The organism is Cupriavidus sp. 96C5-1 (assembly GCF_057798855.1).
In genome coordinates this window covers 50,727-70,307 of record NZ_JBYOJU010000009.1, presented here as the reverse complement: position 1 = coordinate 70,307, position 19,581 = coordinate 50,727, and the positions used below count along the sequence as shown (strand labels likewise).

Genomic DNA, 19,581 nt, shown 5'->3' with positions numbered 1-19,581 from the left:
CAAGACTTAACGATGATGCTGAATCTTCCAACCTTCGAGGACGTGTTAGCGGCCGCGCGCCGGCTTGAAGGCTTTGCCCACCGGACTCCCGTGATGTGCTCCCAGACCGCCGACAAGGAACTGGGCGCCGCTTTTTTCTTCAAGTGCGAGAACCTGCAGCGCACTGGTGCCTTCAAGTTTCGTGGCGCATTCAATGCACTGGCGCGCTTCGATGCCGCCCAGCGCCGCCGGGGCGCTCTCGCCTTCTCCGGCGGCAACCACGCGCAGGGCATCGCACTGTCGGCGGCATTGCTGGGGATACCGTCGACGATCCTCATGCCGCACGACGCGCCGGCTGCCAAGGTGGCGGCGACCAAGGGTTACGGGGGCAAGGTGGTGCTCTATGATCGGTACACCGACGACCGCGAGGCAATTGGCCACAAGCTTGCGGAGGAACAGGGTCTGACGCTGATCGGGTCCTATGACCAGCCGGACGTGATTGCCGGCCAGGGAACCGCCGCCAAGGAATTGTTCGAGGAAACGGGCGAGCTCGATGCCCTGTTCGTCTGCCTGGGCGGCGGCGGCCTGCTCTCCGGCTCCGCGCTGTCCGCGCGCGCACTGGCGCCGCGGTGCAAGATCTACGGCGTAGAGCCAGCCACCGGCAACGATGGCCAACAATCGTTCCGCTCCGGAGCGATCGTGCATATCGATACGCCGCAGACCATCGCCGACGGCGCGCAGGCGCAGCACCTAGGTCGTCACACGTTCGAGATCATTCGCCGTGATGTCGACGATATCCTTACCGCCACTGACGAGGAGCTGGTCGATGGCATGCGTTTCTTTGCGTCACGCATGAAGCTGGTCGTGGAGCCAACCGGCTGCCTAGGCCTCGCCGCCGCACGCGGCATGAAGGCCGAACTGATGGGCAAGCGCGTGGGTATCATCGTTAGCGGCGGGAACGTGGACATTGACCGTTTCGCGGCGTTTCTTGCAGGCTGAGTTGCGTGATTCGCGCGTGTGCAACCTGGTTCCAGCAAGCGTGTTCCCTCTCCTTTGGCAGCATTGTGCACTGCCGTGGGGTGGTGAAACACCACCCCATCCTCGACAGTCTCCGCTATCCGTTGCGCCGTCGACGTGCTTCCCGCTTGCTGTAGCCAGGCACGACACCAGGCGCCAGCGGGACTTTGCTGTCCAGGCCGGGATCTGCGCCACACCTGGGCGAGCCGGCATGTGCAGCGGGGGACGCCCCTGCAGGTGATCAAGGAGCTGGGGGGCTGGGAGACGATGAAAATTGTGCAACGTTACGCCCACCTGTCGGCCGACCACCTGGCGCAGTGGGTGGCGCCGGCACTGAAGTTAGGTGCAATTTAGGTGCAGTGGGCAGGAAGCGGGCGAATCGCCGCAAACCGTTGTAGGACTTGGTGCGCCCGGCTGGGATCGAACCAGCAACCCCTGCCTTCGGAGGGCAGTACTCTATCCATTGAGCTACGGGCGCACAGGGTATGACGGGTACTTCGCTGGCAGCGCGCGAGTGCCGCTGCTGGAAAGTCGCATAGGATACCGTGTTTAGCGCCGGACGTCCATGTTGACCTTGATCAGGGTCGTGTATCGACGTCTCTTTCAAGCCGCTTTTGCCTCCATGCTGTAGGGCTTTGGGGCTATAATCGCGAGTTATTTGTGCAAAAACGGGGCTGCGCAGCGTCCACATGAGGCGGGTGGATGGTAGTGGCGCACCCTGCGCAGCTGGCCCTGTTGGGGATGGTTGGGGACGGTTGGCACCGAATAACAGTCCGATGCACGCAACTGGCCGGGGGGATTGGCCACTGGGCATGCGGCCACACAAGCAGCCGAGCGCGAGCGGCCACAGGTTTCCTGCAAAATTGAGAGTTGAGTATGAGCGACGTCCATAACGCACAAGACGAACACGAGTCTCCCATCAAGACCCCCAAGCAGCTGATCGCTGTGGTGATTGCCGCCTTCCTGGTGCCGATCATCGTGATCATCCTGCTGGTCAACTTTGTCGGACACGGCTCCAAGGAAGGCGCCGGCGCCACGGCCACCGTGGAAGCCGTCAACGACCGCATCAAGCCGGTTGCCTCGCTCGAACTGAAGGACCCCAACGCACCGCGTGTCTTCAAGACGGGCGAACAGGTTTACAAGGAAGTCTGCGCTGCCTGCCACGCCACCGGCGCCGCCGGCGCGCCCAAGTACAGCAATGCCGGTGACTGGGCTGCGCGTATCGGCCAGGGCTTCGACGGCCTGCTGAACTCCGTGCTGCACGGCAAGGGCGCCATGCAGGCCCGCGCCGGCACCACCGCCGACGACTACACCGACTACGAACTCGGCCGCGCCGTGGTCTTCATGGCCGATGCGGGCGGTGCCAAGTTCCCCGAACCCGCCGCGCCGGCTGCTGCCGCTACGGGTGCCGCCGCCTCGGCCGCAGGCGCTCCCGCCGCCGCTGAAGCAACCGCCGCCCCGGCGGCCGCAGCCGCGGCCGCGCCGGCTTCCGCCGAAGTGGGCAAGAAGGTCTACGAACAGGTCTGTGCCGCCTGCCACGCCGCCGGCGTTGCCGGTGCGCCGAAGTTCGGCGACAAGACTGCCTGGGCTCCGCGCCTGAAGGAAGGCATGGACGCAGTGCACGCCTTCGCGCTGAAGGGCAAGGGCGTGATGCCGCCGAAGGGTGGCTACGCCGGCCCGGACGCCGACGTGATGGCCGCAGTCGACTACATGGCCAACGCTTCGAAGTAATCAGCCGGTCATTCCTGGCCACCGTGGCGCAAGCCGCGGCAAGGCCCGAAAAAAAGCCCGCGGCATACCGCGGGCTTTTTCTTGTGGGCGCCGCTATCGGGCGCCGGGAAGCGTATCCGGTATGGCGGGACGCCCGGGCGTTGCTTTCAGGCCCTCACACCACGCGCGAGTAGCGTAGCGGTACCGCCTCGGGCGTACCCGTGTCAGCGCCCTGGCCACCCCGGCCCGTTCCGGCAGCCACGGCATGACCGCCGGCTGCGGCCCGCCGGGCATCTTCGCGCAAGTAGCTGTCGAACACCATGGCCAGGCGGCGTACCAGCAATCTCCCGAGCGGCGTCACCGCGATGCGGCCGGGCTCGCAGCGCACCAGGCCCTCCCCGGCCAGCCGCGACAGTTCGACGAGTTCGTCAGCGAAGTGCGCTGCGAAATCGATGCCGTGGCGGGCTTCGACCGCTGCCACGTCGAGTACGCCGTTGCACATCAGCGCACCGATGACCTCGCGGCGCAAGTGATCCTCGCCTCGCATGGCGAAGCCACGCATCACCGGCAGCGTACCCTGGTCGAGGGCGCCGTAATAGTCGTCGAGCGTGCGGGCATTCTGCACGTAGCGGCCTGCCACGGCGCCGATCGATGAGACGCCGAAGCCGAGCTGGTCGTAGCCGGCATGGGTGGAATAGCCCTGGAAATTGCGCTGCAGCCGGCCCTCGCGCTGGGCCACGGCGAGCGCATCGTCCGGCCGTGCGAAATGGTCCATGCCGATATAGACGTAGCCTGCTGCGGTGAGTTGTCCGATGGTGCCGACCAGGATGTCGAGCTTTTCGGCCGGCGCGGGCAGCGCGCTTTCGTCGATGCGGCGCTGCGGCTTGAACACGTGCGGCAGGTGTGCGTAGCTGTACACCGAAAGCCGGTCGGGACGCATTGCCAGCACCTGTTCCACGGTGGCGGCAAAGCGCGCCGTGGTCTGGTGCGGCAGGCCGTAGATCAGATCCATGCTGACCGAGTGGAAACCCAGCCTGCGGGCGGCGTCGACCACGGCCTGCGTTTCCGCCAGCGACTGTACGCGGTGGATCGCGCGCTGCACTTCGGCGTCGAAGTCCTGCACACCCAGGCTGATACGGTTGAAGCCCAGTTCGGCCAGCAACGCCATCTGCGCGTCGCCGATCCGGCGAGGGTCGATCTCGATGGAGTGCTCGCCGTCGGGCAGCAGGTCGAAATGCCGGTGCAGCGCGTCCATCACGCTGCGCATCTCGGCGGGATCGAGAAAGGTCGGCGTACCGCCGCCCCAGTGCGACTGCATCACCTCGCGGCGCGTGCCGAGCTGCCGCGCCACCAGCGCCATTTCGCGCGCGAGGTAATCCACGTAGCGCGCGCTGCGGCGGTGATCCTTGGTGATGATCTTGTTGCAGCCGCAGTAGTAGCAGATGTTCTCGCAGAAGGGCACGTGCACATAGAGCGACAACGGGGCCAGCCGGCCGGAATCCGGGACGGGCGCAGCAGCGCAATCGGCCAGCGCCTGGAGGTAGTCCGCCTCGCCAAAACCGGCGTGGAAGCGGTCCGCCGTCGGGTAGGAGGTGTAGCGCGGGCCGTTGATGTCCATGCGGCCGGCCAGTGCCCGGAAATCCGACAAGGCATGCTGGTCAGGCGGCAGCGCGCCGGTGGAGCCTGCCTGCCTGCGAGTGCAGGTTTCGCCGCAATTGCCGGAGCAGCTGCGTGGCTGGCCGGCAACGGGGTCGGGGACATTGGCAAGCGTGGTGGGCGTAGCGCAAGCGGTGGCGGGGGCAGTCGCAGCCATGGGGCGGCCTTCGTGGTGGATTCGATGATCCATCGTAGAGGTCCCCGTCCCCGCACGCGTTGACCGGGGTCAAGCTGTGGCCGGACACATCCCGGCAGATTGCATGCGCGGCGCCCGGCCATTCAGCCGCGCGGCAGCACCAGCCGTACCCGCAGGCCGCCCTCCGGCCGGTTTGCCAGCGTGAGTTCGCCCCCATGGCGCGCAACGATATCGGCGGCAATCGCCAGGCCCATGCCGACCCCGCCGGTGCTGCGGTTGCGCGAGGATTCGAGCCGGTAGAACGGTTCCAGCACACGCGACATTTCTTCCTCCGGGATGCCTGGACCGCTGTCGCAGACATCGATCACGACGCGCTCGGGGCTGTCGGTCAGCTCGATGCGGGCGCTGCCGCCGTAGCGATGCGCGTTCTCGACCAGGTTGACCACGGCGCGGCGCAGCTCGGCCGGATAGGCCAGCAAGGGCTCGGCGTGACCGGACAGGCGAACGTCCTGGCCGATCTCGGTGGCATCGTCCACCACCGCCTGCAGCAGCGCCTCCACATCCACCCGCTGGCGCGGCACGGCGGCGCCATCGCGCTCGCGCAGGTAATACAGGGTCGCGTCGATCAAGCCGTTCATCTCCGCCAGGTCCTGGCGCAGGCGATAGCGCACCTGACTGTCGTCGATACCTTCGATGCGCAGGCTCATGCGCGTGAGCGGCGTGCGCAGGTCGTGCGATACCGCGGCCAGGAAGCGCGACTGCTGCGCCAGCTGCGTGCGGATGCGCTGCTGCATGCGATTGAAGGCCTCGGCCGCGGCGCGCGCCTCGGCCGGGCCGCCCTCCTCGTCCAGCGGCGGCGCATGCACATCCTGGGCCAGCCGGCCCGCGCTGCTGGCAAGGCGCTGGACTGGCCTGGCCAGCAGGCGCGCCCCCACCCAGGAGGCGGCGATGATGGCGGCGAGCTGGAACAGCAGGCCAAGGCGCGGTGGGCCGAATACGCGCGAGCGGTGCGGCGGCCGTGGCATGGCGGCGTTCCCGTTACCCGGGTACGCCCCGCCCTGCGGCAGGGGGCCTCCCGGCGCGCCGGGCCGGACGGACTCGCCTGGCGGCGGTGGTGGTGGCGGTTCGTTGCCAGGCACGAAATGGAACCCGCCCGATCCCGGACGGGGGAACAGGCTCTCGATCACCGTGACGCCGAGCACATGCACGGCCAGCATGATGGCCGCCATCACCAGGAACAGGCGCACGAACATCGAGTCATGGCGGGCCAGCCAGCCCGCGCGCTCAGCCTTCGACGGTGCCGGTGAAGACATAGCCTTCGCCTCGGACGGTGCGGATCAGCGTCGGGTCGCGCGGGTCGTCGCGCAGCTTCTGGCGCAGGCGCGAGACCAGCAGGTCGATGCTGCGGTCGAACACGTCGAGATCGCGGCCGCGCGCCTGGTTGATCAGGAGTTCGCGGTCGAGCACGCGGTTGGGATGCTCGATAAAGGCCAGCAGCAAGCGAAACTCGGCATTGGACAAGGGCACCACGGTCTCTTCGCCGTCCACTAGCTGGCGCAGCGTGGTGTTCAGCCGCCAGTTGCCGAAGCGCAACTCGTGGCCGCCGACCGCGGGGGGGCGCCTGGCGCCGCCATTGCCGCCATTGGCACCGGCGGCCCGGCTGCGGCGCAGCACGGTATGGATGCGCGCCACCAGTTCGCGCATCTCGAAGGGCTTGGTGACGTAGTCGTCCGCGCCGACCTCCAGCCCGACCACGCGGTCGGCCAGTTCGGTGCGCGCGGTCAGCATGATGACTGGCAGGTCACCGCGCTCGCGGATTTCCCGGCACAGCGCCAGGCCGTTTTCGCCGGGCAGCGAGAGATCGAGCACCACCAGGTCGTAGTCGCGCACGGCCATGGCGGCGCGCATGGCGGCGCCGCCCTCCGCGCCGTCGGCCTCGATGCCGAAGGTGGCGAGGTATTCGGCCAGCATGGAGCGGATCTGCGGGTCGTCGTCGACGATCAGCAGGTGCAGGGGCGAAGCGGGAGATAGGTCCATCGGGATTCGGGAGGCTTTACAACGGTTTGCGGCGGCAGGTTGGCCAGGTTGGCAGGTCTTGCGGCTGGCTGCCGCCAGGATTCACTCTACCAGCCTTGCACGCCTGGCTGATGGGCCCGGTGTGGCGTCTTTGTATCCATCCTGATACGAAGCGCCGGCGCCCGCCAACCGCTTTGTACGGCATTGCTTCGGCTCGCTGACCAAGCGCTCAAGCATGCCGGGGCGCGCTTTTCTAAGATGGCATGTCGCTAACCCGCTGCTTTGGCGCGCTTGCGCCGGATACCGGCGATCCGGTCGCCGCTTTGCCTTGCCATTGCCCACTATGCTTCATGGGCCGGCATGGCGCCAGCAAGCCCGGGGAACGCTCCCGCATGACGTCCATGGAGACTCCTATGACCCAGCCACAAGCCTTGCTGCCCCGCCTGCGCACCCTCGTTTCTCTCGGCGTACTCTGCGCCGCCGGCGCCATGGCGCTGCCCGCGCACGCGCTGCAGACCGGCGCGCCGGCACTGGCCGGGCCGGCCCAGCCGCCGGTGCCAGTGTCGCTGCGCGACACGCTGGCACTGACGCCGGCCCAGACCGCCCTGTGGCAAGCCGCCCGCGCCGCCGCGCGCGAAGCGCATGCCCATGCGCTGGAACTGCGTGCACGCCTGATCCGCGAGGGCGGCGACCCGGATGCGGCAGATGCGCCGGCGTCGTCGCTGCGCGCCCGCGCGGAGCGCGAAGACCGCCTGCACGATGCCCTCGACAAGGATCGCCGCGCCGTGCGCGACCGCTGGATTGCCTTTGACGAAAGTCTGGATCCCGGCCAGCGCAAACACCTGCGCGCCATGCCGGAAGGCGCCCGCTGGCTGGGATTGGCGCCCGCGGGCCCGTTCGGGCCGATGCCCCCCGGCCTCTTTCACGGTGCAATGGCAGACGGGCCCGGGCCCATGACCGGCAGGAGGCCCGGACCGGGGCCAATGCCTTGCGCCTTTGCCGCGCCTGGCCCTGACGACGTACCCGGCGCTGCGGCCCCGCGCTGGCAAGGAAAACGCGATGCGCAGTAAAGACCACGTTCACCCCGGCGACGAGGCCGCCAGCGCCGGGCGCCGCCGCTTTCTCGGTGGCGTGCTCGGCGCCGGTGTGGCGGGATGGGCCGGCAATCCCGCGGCCCAGCCACTGCCTGCCGCGCAGCCCGCGCCGGCGGCCTGCCTGCTGACTCCTGCCCTGACCGAGGGGCCCTTCTATATCGACCAGGCGCTGGTGCGCAGCGATATCCGGGATGGCCGCCCGGGCCAGTTGCTACGGCTGCGGCTGATCGTGCTGGATACCGGCCGCGGCTGCGCGCCGGTAGAAGGCGCGCAGGCAAGCATCTGGCATTGCGATGCCGGCGGCAGCTATAGCGGCTATGACCTGGCCAGCATGCCGCCGCCGCCCGGCGGCGCCCACGGCGAAGGCGGCATGCATGCCGCGCCCACCAGCGCCGCGCGCTTCCTGCGGGGCGTGCAGCCCACCGGGGCCGATGGCAGCGCCCGATTCGTGACGATCTATCCCGGCTGGTACGCGCCACGCGCGGTGCATATCCATCTCAAGATCCATCTGGGCCAGAGGGAGGTGCTGACCAGCCAGCTGTTCTTCGACGAGACGCTGAACCGCGAAGTGCATCTCGGCCATCCCGCCTACCGCGCGCGCGGCGCCTCGCCGTTCGTGAACAGCCAGGACCCGATTGCGGGCACGCACCCGGGCCTGGTGCGGGTACGGCGGATGCAGGATGCCTTGGGCACGCTGGAAGGCGAGTTCACGGTGGGAATCGTGCGCGCCTGACCTGGATCCGGCTTTGGCATCCGCCGCCGCTTTCCCGGTCACGCGGCCCGGCGGCAGCGCCAAAAAAACGCCCCCGGACACTGAAGTGCGGAGGCGCTGAACAGGGAAGAAGTCGGGCATGCTGCCCGGCCACGCCGAGACGAAGGGACGAATCGGCGCGGCGCCCGCTCAAGAAACGAGCCGGGCATCGGTGATGTTATGCGTGCCGCATGCCGGGGTCTTGTCTTCCTTGTATGACGATGTATCGACTTTGTACGCCGTGCCGGCGCGGGGCATGGCCGGCTTACGAAGCCGCGGGCTTGCCGAGCAGCGCCTTGAGCCCGGCGAGCCGGTCCTTCGGGCTCATGGCCGGGGTTTCGTCCACCGGCGCGGGGGCTTCCTCCAGCTTCATCTCGCCGATAAAGCGTGAGGGCTCGCAGGAATAGGTATCGCGGGCGCGCTTGCGCTTCTTGCACCAGCTGATGTGCAGGCTGCGCTGGGCGCGGGTGATGCCCACGTACATCAGCCGGCGCTCTTCCTCGATCTTTTCGTCGGTCATGTCCTCGTCTTCGCGGCAATGGGGCAGGATGCCCTCCTCCACGCCGACCAGGAACACGTGCGGATATTCCAGCCCCTTGGAGGCATGCAGCGTCGACAGGCGCACCGCGTCCGGGTCTTCCTCGCGGCCTTCGAGCATGCTCATCAGCGCAACCGTCTGGGTCAGCTCGAGCAGGTTCTTGCCTTCGTCGCCAAAGCCATCGGCGGTGTCGAAGCCGGTGGCCTCCTCGCCTTCGCCGGTGGCTTCCGGCTTGGTGCCCTTGCGCTTGAGCCAGTCGAGGAATTCCAGCGTGTTGGTCCAGCGCGACTGGGCCTGGCGCTCGTCAAAGGTGTCGTAGAGGTAGGCCTCGTAGTGGATGCCTTCCATCAGGTCGTCGAGCACTTCGGTGGCGGGATCGCTGGCCGCGCGGCCGGCCAGGCGCACCATGGCCTCGCAAAACACCCGCAGCGGCTCCAGTTGGCGCGGCTGCAGCTTGCCCTCGATGCCGCCCATCATGGCCGCCTCGAACAGCGACACCTTGGCCTGGCCGGCGAAGGTGCCCAGCACTTCCAGCGTGGCGTTGCCCACGCCACGTTTCGGCGTGGTGATGGCGCGGATAAAGGCAGGATCGTCGTCCGGGTTGGCGATCAGGCGCAGGTAGGCGCAGATGTCCTTGATCTCGGCCTTGTCGAAGAAACTCTGCCCGCCCGACAGCACATAGGGAATGCGCTCGCGGCGCAGGATCTGCTCGAACAGCCGCGCCTGGTGGTTGCCGCGATACAGGATGGCGTAGTCGCGGAACTGCGCGCGCCGCTCGAACTTGTGGGCGGAAAGCCGGAACACCACGGATTCCGCCTCGTGCTCCTCATCGTTCATCGGGTTGATGGCGATGGCATCTCCCATGCCGTGCTCGCTCCACAGCTTCTTGTCGAACAGCTTGGGATTGTTGGAGATGACCGCGTTGGCCGCCTCCAGGATGCGCACGGTGGAGCGGTAGTTCTGCTCCAGCTTGACCACCTTCAGGTCGGGGAAATCGGTCTGCAGCAGACGCAGGTTGTCCAGCGTGGCGCCACGCCAGCCGTAGATGGCCTGGTCGTCGTCGCCCACCGCGGTGAAGGCCGGCGCGCGCAGGTGCGAGCCGCCGGCGAGTTGCTTGAGCAACTGGTACTGGCAGGCGTTGGTGTCCTGGTACTCGTCCACGAGGAAGTAGCGCAGCCGGTTCTGCCAGCGCAGGCGCACCTCCTCGTTGCGAGCGAACAGCTCGGCCGGCAGGCGGATCAGGTCGTCGAAATCCACCGCCTGGTAGGCATGCAGCGTGGCCACGTAGTTGCGGTAGATCAGCGCCGCCTGGTGATCGTCGGCGTTGGCGGCCTCGGCGATGGCGGTCTCCGGATCGACCATGCCGTTCTTCCACAGGGAGATGGTGCTCTGCACATTGCGGATCAGCTTCTTGTCGGTGGTGGCGAGCTGCTCCTGCACCAGACCGAAGCAATCGTCCGAATCCATGATGGAAAAGCGCGGCTTCAGGCCCACGTGCTCTGCCTCGGCCCGCAGGATCTGCACGCCCAGCGAGTGGAAGGTGCTGACGGTGATCTGCTTGATGGGGATGCGCTTGCCCTCGCGCGTGGTCTTGCCCTCCATCAGCTTGGCGATGCGCTCCTGCATCTCCTTGGCGGCCTTGTTGGTAAAGGTCACCGCGGCGATGTGCCTGGGCTGGAAGCCTTTGTCCTCGATCAGGTGGGCGATTTTCTGCGTGATCACCCGCGTCTTGCCCGAACCGGCGCCGGCCAGCACCAGGCAGGGGCCGTCGAGATAGCGAACGGCTTCGGATTGGGCAGGATTGAGTCCGTGGGTCATACGTGGCGGGAAGTGACGGATGTGCAACGCGGAGGCGCGCGCTGGCTGGGCGGAGGGTGGATGCTAACACGCGGCCGAGGCGCCTCCGCGGCAATGAAAGTGGCCCGGCAGGGAGGAAGTAACACTTCGTAAGGTCCGGAGCCATGGGCATGCCGGCACCGTCTAATTTTCATGTCCGCACGTGTGCGCTGCGTGCCGGATGCATGTCACGATACATTGGAGCGAATCATGAAGACCCTGCAATCCCTGGGCAAGGTGGCCTTGATCGGTATCGCGGTAGCGAGCATGGCCGGCTGTGCCGACATGAGTCCCAAGCAACGTAACACCGCGATCGGTGCCGGCGTGGGCGCGGTCGGCGGTGCGGTGCTGACCGGCGGTGACGCGCTGGGCACGCTCGGCGGCGCCGCGGTTGGCGGCGTGATCGGTAACGTCACGACCGACAACCCTCGCAGGAGGTAGGCGAGCCGCCCTGCCCTTGCGCCGTTCCCATGGCGCCGGGGTCGGCGCGGACCGCGTTGACAAAGCCGGGGCGCTCCCGTAAATTGCGCGCATCCGACCGGGAGAGCGCGCGAATCCTGCGCCGCCGAAGGGGTATCACCCGAAAACTCTCAGGCACCATGGACTGGTTGGATCGGCTTGCAACAGGCACACGATGCACGCCGTACTCTGGAGAGCGGCACCCGCCATTTTTCGACATGGTCGAATAGATGGTGAGCGTGCCCACCGAAGGGGCGCGCAAGGCCCGGGCCCAACCGGACCCGCCTTGTAATCTCTCAGGTATCGAGGACAGAGGGGTCATCCGCCGCAGCGGATTTGGCAGCGCCATGCGCGTCGAATCCTGTGGCGGATGGCCCTTTTTTCGTTTTCGAACCGAGATTTGCCTTCCCCCGAGGATTCCATGACGCTCCAGGCCACGCCCCTCAATGCTATCCACCGCGCCCTCGGCGCCCGCATGGTCGATTTCGGCGGCTGGGACATGCCGGTCAACTACGGCTCCCAGATCGAGGAACACAAGGCCGTGCGCGGCGATGCCGGCATGTTCGATGTCTCCCACATGTGCGTGGTCGATCTCGATGGCGTGCACGTGCGTGCCTTCCTGCGCGGCCTGCTGGCCAACAATGTGGACAAGCTGCAAACGCCGGGCAAGGCGTTGTACTCCTGCATGCTCGACGAAAAGGGCGGCGCCATCGACGACCTGATCGTCTACTTCTTCGCCGAAGACCGGTTCCGCCTGGTGGTCAACGCCGGCACCGCGAACAACGATATCGAATGGATCGCGGCCCGCAACGCCGCCACCAACAGCGGCGTGAAAATCACCCCGCGCCGCGGCGACAACGCCCCCGACGGCGTCGCGCCGCTGGCCATCGTCGCCGTGCAGGGCCCCAACGCCCGCGCCAAGGTCTGGAGCGCCTTTCCCTCCACGCAGCCCAGCGAAGCCCTGAAGCCGTTCAACGCCGTGGTGGTGCAGGACCCCGCCCTGGGCGAAGTCATGGTCGCGCGCACCGGTTACACCGGCGAAGACGGCTTCGAACTGGTGGTGCCCGCCGCGAACGTCGCTGGCCTGTGGGAAAAGCTGATCGCCGCCGGCGTGGCGCCGGCCGGCCTGGGCGCGCGCGACACGCTGCGCCTGGAAGCCGGCATGAACCTGTACGGGCAGGACATGGACATCCACACTTCGCCGCTCAACGCCGGCCTGGCCTGGACCGTGGACCTGCAAAGCGAACGCGATTTCACCGGCAAGGCGGCGCTGGTCGCCGCGGGCCAGACCCAGCAGTTCGTCGGCCTGATCCTGCGCGATAAAGGCGGCGTGCTGCGCGCCCATCAGAAGGTCATCACCCCCGCCGGCGACGGCGAGATCACCAGCGGCACCTTCAGCCCGTCGCTGTCCCAATCCATCGCTTTTGCCCGCCTGCCGCGCGATGTGGCCATCGGCGCCGAGGTGCAGGTCGAGATCCGCGACCGCAAACTCGCCGCGACTGTGGTTAAACTGCCGTTTGTGCGCAATGGCAAGGCACTCGTGAGCTGAACGCTCGCACCCGGTCACAGCGCGCCTGCCGGCGGTTTCCCCGTCGACCATCGACACCCTCCGGCAGGCGCTGAATAACAAATTGAATCTGGAGAATCCCATGAATTTCCCCGCCGACCTGAAATACACCGAGTCCCATGAGTGGGTGCGCGTCGAAGCCGACGGCACCCTGACCATCGGCATCACCGACCACGCGCAGGACGCGCTGGGCGACATCGTCTTCCTGGAACTGCCGGAAGTGGGCAAGTCGGTCGGTGCCGGCGACGCGCTGGCCGTGGTGGAATCGGTCAAGGCCGCGTCCGACATCTACGCCCCGGTGGCTGGCGAAGTGATCGCCATCAACGATGCCGCCGCCGCAGCCCCCGAAAGCGTCAATGCCGATGCCTTCGACGCCTGGCTGTTCAAGCTCAAGCCGGCCAACAGCGACGACGTGAACGGCCTGATGTCGGCCGACGCCTACAAGGCCAACGTCGGCGCCTGATGCCAGATCGTCATTCCCGCGCCACGGGAGTGACGGATAAAGATTGCCGCGACGCGGCCGGGCCGACCACCCGCCGCACCGCTCCCACGAGATCCTTGCCATGAACGCCCCTCTGCCCATGACCGCCGCCCAAGCTGCCCGGCCCACGCTGGCCGAACTGGAGGCGCGCGACGCCTTCGCCTCCCGACATATCGGCCCCGACGACGCCGAACAGCAGCACATGCTGAAGGTGCTTGGCTATGACAACCGCGCCGCGCTGATCGACGCCGTCATCCCCGCCGCCATCCGCCGCCGCGACGGCATGCCGCTGGGCCAGTTCACCGAGCCGCTCAGCGAGGAGGCCGCGCTGGCCAAGCTGCGCGGCCTGGCGAGCAAGAACCGCGTGTTCAAGAGCTTTATCGGCCAGGGCTACTACAACACCCTGACCCCGGGCGTGGTGCTGCGCAACATCTTCGAGAACCCGGCCTGGTACACCGCCTACACGCCCTACCAGCCAGAGATCTCCCAGGGCCGCCTGGAAGCCATGCTGAACTTCCAGCAGATGGTGACCGACCTGACCGGCCTGGACATCGCCAACGCCTCGATGCTGGACGAAGGCACCGCCGCTGCCGAAGCCATGACGCTGCTGCAGCGCGTCAACAAGCACGCTTCCAGCACCTTCTACGTGGCCGACGACGTACTGCCGCAAACGCTGGAAGTGATACGCACCCGCGCCCTGCCGCTAGGCATCGAGGTCAAGGTCGGCCCCGCTTCGGAAGCCGCCGGCGCCCATGCCTTCGGCGTGCTGCTGCAATACCCCGGCGTCAACGGTGACGTCGCCGACTACCGCGCCATCGCCGACGCCGTGCACGCCGCCGGCGGCCTGGTGGTGGCTGCCGCCGACCTGCTGGCGCTGACCCTGATCGCCGCGCCCGGCGAATGGGGCGCCGACGTGGCGGTGGGCAACTCGCAGCGCTTCGGCGTGCCGCTCGGCTTCGGCGGCCCGCACGCCGGCTATATGGCGGTCAAGGATGCGTTCAAGCGCTCCATGCCCGGCCGGCTGGTGGGCGTGACCATCGACGCGCAAGGCAACAAGGCGTACCGGCTGGCCCTGCAGACGCGCGAGCAGCATATCCGCCGCGAGAAGGCCACCTCCAATATCTGTACCGCACAGGTACTGCTGGCGGTGATGGCGTCCATGTACGCCGTGTACCACGGCCCGCAAGGCATCAAGCGCATCGCGCAACGCGTGCACCGCCTGACGGCCACGCTGGCCGGCGGCCTGGAACAGCTCGGCTATGCGCGCACCAACGCCACCTTCTTCGACACGCTGACGCTGGAAACCGGCTTCAACACCGAGGCCCTGCACGCGGCGGCCACGGCCCGCGGCATCAACCTGCGCCACGCCGGCGCCACCCGCATCGGCATCTCGCTGGACGAAACCGCCGCGCGCGAAGACGTGGCCGCCCTGCTGGAGATCTTCGCCCACGGCAAGCCGGTGCCCGATTTCGACGCACTGGAGGCCGCCGCGCAGGACGCCTACCCGGCCGGCCTGGCCCGCCAGAGCGCCTACCTGACCCACCCGGTGTTCAACACGCACCACGCCGAGCACGAAATGCTGCGCTACCTGCGCATGCTGGCCGACAAGGACCTGGCGCTGGACCGCACCATGATCCCGCTGGGCTCGTGCACCATGAAACTCAACGCCACCAGCGAGATGATCCCGGTGACGTGGCCCGAATTCAGCAAGGTCCACCCGTTCGCGCCGCTCGACCAGACGGTCGGCTACCGCGAGATGATCGACCAGCTCGAAGCCATGCTGTGCGCCGCCACCGGCTACGCCGCGGTGAGCCTGCAGCCCAACGCCGGCTCGCAGGGCGAGTACGCCGGCCTGCTGATCATCCATGCCTACCATGCCAGCCGCGGCGAAAGCCATCGCGACATCTGCCTGATCCCCTCCTCGGCGCACGGCACCAATCCCGCCTCGGCGCAGATGGCCGGCATGAAGGTGGTGGTGGTGGCCTGTGACGAGAACGGCAACGTCGACCTGGAAGACCTGGCGAAGAAGGCCGATCAGCACAGCAGGAACCTCGCCGCGATCATGATCACCTACCCGTCCACGCATGGCGTGTTCGAGCAGGGCGTGCAGCAGATCTGCGACATCGTGCACCGGCACGGCGGCCAGGTCTATGTGGACGGCGCCAATATGAACGCCATGGTCGGCACCGCCGCGCCGGGCCAGTTCGGCGGCGACGTGTCCCACCTGAACCTGCACAAGACCTTCTGCATCCCCCACGGCGGCGGCGGCCCGGGCGTCGGCCCGGTGGCGGTCGGCGCGCACCTGGCCGACTTCCTGCCCAACCAGGACAGCGTGGGTTATCGCCGCGACGACCGCGGCATCGGCGGCGTGTCCGCCGCGCCGTTCGGCTCGGCCAGCATCCTGCCGATCTCGTGGATGTATATCGCCATGATGGGTTCGGCCGGCCTGACCGCCGCCACCGAGAACGCCATCCTGGCCGCCAACTATGTGGCGCGCCGCCTGTCGCCCTACTTCCCCGTGCTCTACACCGGCCAGCACGGCCTGGTGGCGCACGAGTGCATCCTGGACCTGCGCCCGCTGCAGAAGACCACCGGCATCTCCAACGAGGACGTGGCCAAGCGCCTGATGGACTACGGCTTCCACGCCCCCACCATGAGCTTCCCGGTGCCGGGCACGCTGATGATCGAGCCGACCGAGAGCGAGGCCCTGCACGAGCTGGACCGCTTTATCGACGCCATGATCGCCATTCGCGCCGAGATCGGCCGCGTGGAGGACGGCAGCTTCGACCGCGAGGACAACCCGCTGAAGAACGCGCCGCACACCGCCGCGGTGATCACCGCCGACGCCTGGGAGCACAAGTACACGCGCCAGGAAGCCGCCTACCCGGTGGCCTCCCTGCGCACGCAGAAGTACTGGCCGCCGGTCGGCCGCGCGGACAACGTGTACGGAGACCGCAACCTGTTCTGCGCCTGCGTGCCGATGAGCGAGTACGCCGACCAGGCCTGAGCCCGTCGGCAGGCCGTGGCCGGCAGCCGCGATCCCGCCAACGCGCTATGCTCGAAGCGGTAGCGCGGCCACCCGGCCGCGCCTCGCGAACGGAGCATCCATGTGGAATCTCAGCGCCCCCTGGTGGGAATTCGTCCTGCGCGGACTGATCGTCTACGGCAGCCTGCTGGTGTTGCTGCGCCTCTCCGGCAAGCGCCAGATCGGGCAGCTCACATCGCTCGACCTGGTGCTGCTGCTGGTGCTGTCCAACGCGGTGCAGAATTCCATGAACGCGGGGGACAACTCCGTCACCGCCGGGCTGATCCTGGCAGTGACGCTGGTCGGCGCCAACCTCGTGCTGGCCTGGCTGAGCTGGCGCAGCCGGCGCTTCGAGAACGTGGTCGAGGGGCGCCCGCAGGTGCTGGTGCACGAAGGACACGTTTATCCCGACGTGATGAAGAACGCCTATATCACCCGGGACGACCTGCATAAGGCGCTGCGCCATGCCGGCTGCCAGCGGGTGGCGGATGTGCATTTCGCCATCCTCGAGAACGACGGCACCATCAGCGTGATGGTGAAGAAGGAAGTCCCCCAAACTCCGCGCGACGCTGCCAGCTCCCTGTGGCGCGCCCCGGATAACGACAGCAACGACACGCCGGTCTGAAGCCGGCGTCAGGTAGTCCCCAACCAGGAGTTTCCCGTGGCAGTCAGCGTCTTCGACCTGTTCAAGGTGGGCATCGGCCCTTCCAGTTCGCATACCGTGGGGCCGATGCGCGCTGCGCTGATGTTCGCCCAGGGCCTGGCGCGCGACGGCCTGCTGCCGCTGGTCGCCAGCGTGCGCGTCGAGCTGTATGGCTCGCTCGGCGCCACCGGCCGCGGCCACGGCACCGACAAGGGCGTCATGCTCGGCTTGCTGGGCGAAGCGCCCGACACCATCGACCCCGACACCATCGAGCAGCGCCTGGCCGCGCTGCGCGCCAGCCGCACGCTGTCGCTGCTCGGCACCCATCCCGTGCCCTTCGTGGAGAAGGAGCACATCGTCTTCTATCGCCGCGAGGCCATGGCCGAGCATCCCAACGGCATGAAGTTCCATGCCTTCAATGCCGGCGGCGAGCCCATTCGCGAGGGGCGCTACCTGTCGGTGGGCGGCGGCTTCGTGATCACCGCGGGCGCGGCCAATACGCAGATCCTGGAAGCCGACCATCAATTGCCGCATCCGTTTCGCAGCGGGCGCGCCATGCTGGAGATGGCGGCCGCGAGCAAGAAAAGCATCGCGCGGCTGATGATGGAAAACGAATGCGTGTGGCGCAGCGAGGCCGAGGTCAACGCCGGCCTGCTGCAGATCTGGGCCGTGATGCAGGCCTGCGTGGCGCGCGGCTGCCGCACCGACGGCGAGCTGCCGGGCCCGTTCAAGGTCAAGCGCCGCGCGCCCGAGCTGTTCCGCAACCTCACCGAGCACGCCGAGCGCGCGCTGGCCGATCCGCTCTCGGTGATGGACTGGGTCAACCTCTATGCGATCGCCGTCAATGAAGAAAACGCCGCCGGCGGCCGCGTGGTCACCGCGCCCACCAACGGCGCCGCGGGCATCATTCCCGCCGTGCTGCACTACTACGACCGCTTCGTGCCGAACGCCAGCCCGCAGGGCGTGATCGACTTCCTGCTGACCGCCGGCGCGATCGGCATGCTGTACAAGCTCAACGCGTCGATCTCCGGCGCCGAAGTCGGCTGCCAGGGCGAGGTCGGCGTCGCCTGCTCAATGGCCGCCGGCGCCCTCGCCGCCGTGATGGGCGGCACGCCGGAGCAGGTCGAGAACGCTGCCGAGATCGGCATGGAGCACAACCTCGGCCTGACCTGCGACCCGGTCGGCGGGCTGGTGCAGATTCCCTGCATCGAGCGCAATGCCATGGCATCGGTCAAGGCGGTCAACGCCGCGCGCATGGCGCTGCGCGGCGACGGCATGCACTATGTCTCGCTGGACTCGGTGATCAAGACCATGCGCGAGACCGGCGCCGACATGAAGACCAAGTACAAGGAAACGGCGCGCGGGGGGCTGGCGGTGAACATCGTGGAGTGCTGAGACCGTCTCCGCGCTTCCACGGCACTTTCTGCTACGCTTGCCGGGCATCCACCCCCACCCACCTGGAGTCCGGCATGATCAAGATCAGCTTTCTCTACCCGCACAGCAAGGGCGGCAAGTTCGACATGGAGTACTACCTGCAGCGGCACATGCCGCGCGCCATCGAGCTGTTCGGCGCGCATCCCGGCTACCGCGGCGTGGCGGTGGAACGCGGGCTGGGCGGCGGCGCGCCGGGCTCGGATCCGGCTTATACGGTGATGTGCCACTTCCTGTTCGAGTCGGTACAGGACTTCGCGGCTGCGGCCAAGGCAGCCGGCAACGAATTGCAGCGCGATATTCCCAACTACACCGATGCGGTGCCGGTGGTGCAGCTTAGCGACGTGGTGACCATCGCTTGACCCAGCCGCGTCCGCAACTTATCCACAACCGTTTCGTCCATCCCCGGCCCGGCCTGCCCGGCAGATTGCTGGGCGGGCTGGTGTCCTCGCCCCGGCTGCTGGCGGCCCGCCGCGCGCTGCTCTCGCGCCTGCCTTTCATGGTGCTGCAAAGCGAGGTCGAGCGGGTGGTCTACCTGAACTGGCTGGTGGACGCCAAGGCCGCCGCCAGGTACGTGCCGCCCGGCGTGCGCCTGTGGCAGCGTGACGGCAAGACCCTGTTCACCGCGCTCACGTACGCGCACCGGCACTTCGGGCCGGCCGCCGCGGGGCCGCTGCGGCGGCTGTATCCGTCGCCGCTGCAGAGCAACTGGCGCTTCTATGTCGACGAACTGCCCGGCGGCATGCGCGCCGACCGTATCGTGCTGTTCGCCAAGAACACGCTGGACAGCGCCATCTACGCGCTCGGCAGCCGCCTGTTCAGCGACGCCCTGCCATCGCACCTGGCGGCGCGCTTCGTGCACCGGCAACAGGACGACGGCGCGATCCGCACCGAGATCGTTCCCGGCGCCGGCAGCGCGCCTGCGCTGCGCAGCGCGGTGCGGCCCGCCGCCGTGCGCGGGTTGCCCGCCGGTTTTGCCGACTGCTTCGATTCCTGGGAAGCCGCGGTGGCCTTCCTGTGCCTGCAGGACAGCGCCATCTCGCAGGTGGAGGATGCCGGGCGCATCGCGCACGCCGGCATCGACCTGCCGATCGACCTGGCCGCCGTGCAGCCGCTGGAAGCGGCAAGCGACGAGTGCGATCTGCCGATGCTGCGCGAACTCGGCGCGCAGCACGCGCAGCCGTTCTGTTTCCTGGTGCCGGCGGTGCCCTTCCGCGTGCTGTGGGAACGGCTATTGTGAAT

At 67.8% G+C, this 19,581-nt stretch carries 16 protein-coding genes, 1 tRNA gene, 1 pseudogene and 2 riboswitches; of the genes and pseudogenes, 13 read left to right on the top strand and 5 right to left on the bottom strand.

Going from position 1 to position 19,581, the window contains the following annotated elements:
- Positions 1-12 precede the first annotated feature (12 nt).
- Together AC3FOF_RS13035 and AC3FOF_RS13030 are read left to right on the top strand one after the other, a co-directional pair.
- On the top strand, positions 13-978 hold the full coding sequence (locus AC3FOF_RS13035) for a threo-3-hydroxy-L-aspartate ammonia-lyase (protein ID WP_430869585.1): 966 nt from the start codon (positions 13-15) through the stop codon (positions 976-978).
- A gap of 201 nt (positions 979-1,179) precedes the next feature.
- Positions 1,180-1,350, top strand: a pseudogene (locus AC3FOF_RS13030) (tyrosine-type recombinase/integrase); the annotation flags it as partial.
- A gap of 48 nt (positions 1,351-1,398) precedes the next feature.
- On the opposite strand, the gene AC3FOF_RS13025 reads toward AC3FOF_RS13030, so the two are convergent.
- Positions 1,399-1,474: transfer RNA gene (locus AC3FOF_RS13025), tRNA-Arg, on the bottom strand.
- A 398-nt stretch (positions 1,475-1,872) separates the two neighbouring features.
- Between AC3FOF_RS13025 and AC3FOF_RS13020 the strand changes: the two genes are divergently transcribed.
- Complete coding sequence (locus AC3FOF_RS13020) at positions 1,873-2,727, top strand: c-type cytochrome (protein WP_276266257.1); 855 nt, start codon at positions 1,873-1,875, stop codon at positions 2,725-2,727.
- 154 nt (positions 2,728-2,881) lie between these two features.
- Here AC3FOF_RS13020 and hemN read toward each other — a convergent pair whose 3' ends face one another.
- From hemN to AC3FOF_RS13005, 3 genes are all read right to left on the bottom strand, one after another.
- The gene (hemN, locus tag AC3FOF_RS13015; RefSeq protein WP_276266271.1) at positions 2,882-4,324 is read right to left on the bottom strand and encodes an oxygen-independent coproporphyrinogen III oxidase; all 1,443 of its coding nucleotides are present in this window, start codon (positions 4,322-4,324) and stop codon (positions 2,882-2,884) included.
- 317 nt (positions 4,325-4,641) lie between these two features.
- Positions 4,642-5,811: an ATP-binding protein gene (locus AC3FOF_RS13010; RefSeq protein ID WP_488726831.1), complete on the bottom strand. Its 1,170-nt coding sequence runs from the start codon at positions 5,809-5,811 to the stop codon at positions 4,642-4,644.
- Entirely contained in the window at positions 5,783-6,535 is a 753-nt protein-coding gene (locus AC3FOF_RS13005) for a response regulator (RefSeq protein ID WP_276266255.1), read from the bottom strand. The genes AC3FOF_RS13010 and AC3FOF_RS13005 overlap by 29 nt, the downstream gene beginning before the upstream one ends.
- A 392-nt stretch (positions 6,536-6,927) precedes the next feature.
- On the opposite strand from AC3FOF_RS13005, the gene AC3FOF_RS13000 reads away from it, so the two are divergent.
- Both AC3FOF_RS13000 and AC3FOF_RS12995 read left to right on the top strand, forming a co-directional pair.
- Entirely contained in the window at positions 6,928-7,584 is a 657-nt protein-coding gene (locus AC3FOF_RS13000) for a hypothetical protein (RefSeq protein WP_488726830.1), read from the top strand.
- Positions 7,574-8,341 (top strand): peptidase associated/transthyretin-like domain-containing protein, encoded by a 768-nt coding sequence (locus AC3FOF_RS12995; RefSeq protein WP_488726829.1) that lies wholly within the window; start codon positions 7,574-7,576, stop codon positions 8,339-8,341. Before AC3FOF_RS13000 ends, AC3FOF_RS12995 begins: the two co-directional genes overlap by 11 nt.
- Positions 8,342-8,624: 283 nt before the next feature.
- Here the strand turns inward: AC3FOF_RS12995 and AC3FOF_RS12990 are convergent, their stop codons facing one another.
- A complete protein-coding gene (locus tag AC3FOF_RS12990) occupies positions 8,625-10,715 on the bottom strand; it encodes a UvrD-helicase domain-containing protein (protein ID WP_017229873.1) in 2,091 nt (696 codons plus the stop codon).
- A gap of 228 nt (positions 10,716-10,943) precedes the next feature.
- Between AC3FOF_RS12990 and AC3FOF_RS12985 the strand changes: the two genes are divergently transcribed.
- From AC3FOF_RS12985 to AC3FOF_RS12950, 8 genes are all read left to right on the top strand, one after another.
- Positions 10,944-11,174: a YMGG-like glycine zipper-containing protein gene (locus AC3FOF_RS12985; protein ID WP_017229872.1), complete on the top strand. Its 231-nt coding sequence runs from the start codon at positions 10,944-10,946 to the stop codon at positions 11,172-11,174.
- 88 nt (positions 11,175-11,262) lie between these two features.
- Positions 11,263-11,350, top strand: a riboswitch (glycine riboswitch).
- 21 nt (positions 11,351-11,371) lie between these two features.
- Positions 11,372-11,515, top strand: a riboswitch (glycine riboswitch).
- A gap of 98 nt (positions 11,516-11,613) precedes the next feature.
- Positions 11,614-12,741 (top strand): glycine cleavage system aminomethyltransferase GcvT, encoded by a 1,128-nt coding sequence (gene gcvT, locus AC3FOF_RS12980; protein ID WP_488726828.1) that lies wholly within the window; start codon positions 11,614-11,616, stop codon positions 12,739-12,741.
- 100 nt (positions 12,742-12,841) lie between these two features.
- Positions 12,842-13,222 (top strand): glycine cleavage system protein GcvH, encoded by a 381-nt coding sequence (gene gcvH / locus AC3FOF_RS12975; RefSeq protein WP_006157271.1) that lies wholly within the window; start codon positions 12,842-12,844, stop codon positions 13,220-13,222.
- A 100-nt stretch (positions 13,223-13,322) separates the two neighbouring features.
- A complete protein-coding gene (gene gcvP, locus AC3FOF_RS12970; protein ID WP_488726827.1) occupies positions 13,323-16,247 on the top strand; it encodes an aminomethyl-transferring glycine dehydrogenase in 2,925 nt (974 codons plus the stop codon).
- A 100-nt stretch (positions 16,248-16,347) separates the two neighbouring features.
- Positions 16,348-16,890: a DUF421 domain-containing protein gene (locus AC3FOF_RS12965; RefSeq protein WP_276266251.1), complete on the top strand. Its 543-nt coding sequence runs from the start codon at positions 16,348-16,350 to the stop codon at positions 16,888-16,890.
- A 36-nt stretch (positions 16,891-16,926) separates the two neighbouring features.
- The gene (locus AC3FOF_RS12960; RefSeq protein ID WP_017229868.1) at positions 16,927-18,303 is read left to right on the top strand and encodes an L-serine ammonia-lyase; all 1,377 of its coding nucleotides are present in this window, start codon (positions 16,927-16,929) and stop codon (positions 18,301-18,303) included.
- A gap of 74 nt (positions 18,304-18,377) precedes the next feature.
- Positions 18,378-18,701 carry an EthD family reductase gene (locus AC3FOF_RS12955; protein WP_017229867.1) on the top strand — a complete coding sequence of 108 codons (324 nt, stop codon included), beginning with the start codon at positions 18,378-18,380 and terminating at the stop codon, positions 18,699-18,701.
- Positions 18,698-19,579 carry a DUF2071 domain-containing protein gene (locus AC3FOF_RS12950; protein WP_488726826.1) on the top strand — a complete coding sequence of 294 codons (882 nt, stop codon included), beginning with the start codon at positions 18,698-18,700 and terminating at the stop codon, positions 19,577-19,579. The genes AC3FOF_RS12955 and AC3FOF_RS12950 overlap by 4 nt, the downstream gene beginning before the upstream one ends.
- Positions 19,580-19,581: the final 2 nt, after the last annotated feature.

What these genes read in the sequence shown, in the direction of transcription:
- AC3FOF_RS13035 (WP_430869585.1), top strand. Translation starts at nt 13, where the DNA reads ATGATGCTGAATCTTCCAACCTTCGAGGACGTGTTAGCGGCCGCGCGC.
- AC3FOF_RS13020 (WP_276266257.1), top strand. Translation starts at nt 1,873, where the DNA reads ATGAGCGACGTCCATAACGCACAAGACGAACACGAGTCTCCCATCAAG.
- hemN (WP_276266271.1), bottom strand. Translation starts at nt 4,324, where the DNA reads ATGGACATCAACGGCCCGCGCTACACCTCCTACCCGACGGCGGACCGC.
- AC3FOF_RS13010 (WP_488726831.1), bottom strand. Translation starts at nt 5,811, where the DNA reads ATGTCTTCACCGGCACCGTCGAAGGCTGAGCGCGCGGGCTGGCTGGCC.
- AC3FOF_RS13005 (WP_276266255.1), bottom strand. Translation starts at nt 6,535, where the DNA reads ATGGACCTATCTCCCGCTTCGCCCCTGCACCTGCTGATCGTCGACGAC.
- AC3FOF_RS13000 (WP_488726830.1), top strand. Translation starts at nt 6,928, where the DNA reads ATGACCCAGCCACAAGCCTTGCTGCCCCGCCTGCGCACCCTCGTTTCT.
- AC3FOF_RS12995 (WP_488726829.1), top strand. Translation starts at nt 7,574, where the DNA reads ATGCGCAGTAAAGACCACGTTCACCCCGGCGACGAGGCCGCCAGCGCC.
- AC3FOF_RS12990 (WP_017229873.1), bottom strand. Translation starts at nt 10,715, where the DNA reads ATGACCCACGGACTCAATCCTGCCCAATCCGAAGCCGTTCGCTATCTC.
- AC3FOF_RS12985 (WP_017229872.1), top strand. Translation starts at nt 10,944, where the DNA reads ATGAAGACCCTGCAATCCCTGGGCAAGGTGGCCTTGATCGGTATCGCG.
- gcvT (WP_488726828.1), top strand. Translation starts at nt 11,614, where the DNA reads ATGACGCTCCAGGCCACGCCCCTCAATGCTATCCACCGCGCCCTCGGC.
- gcvH (WP_006157271.1), top strand. Translation starts at nt 12,842, where the DNA reads ATGAATTTCCCCGCCGACCTGAAATACACCGAGTCCCATGAGTGGGTG.
- gcvP (WP_488726827.1), top strand. Translation starts at nt 13,323, where the DNA reads ATGAACGCCCCTCTGCCCATGACCGCCGCCCAAGCTGCCCGGCCCACG.
- AC3FOF_RS12965 (WP_276266251.1), top strand. Translation starts at nt 16,348, where the DNA reads ATGTGGAATCTCAGCGCCCCCTGGTGGGAATTCGTCCTGCGCGGACTG.
- AC3FOF_RS12955 (WP_017229867.1), top strand. Translation starts at nt 18,378, where the DNA reads ATGATCAAGATCAGCTTTCTCTACCCGCACAGCAAGGGCGGCAAGTTC.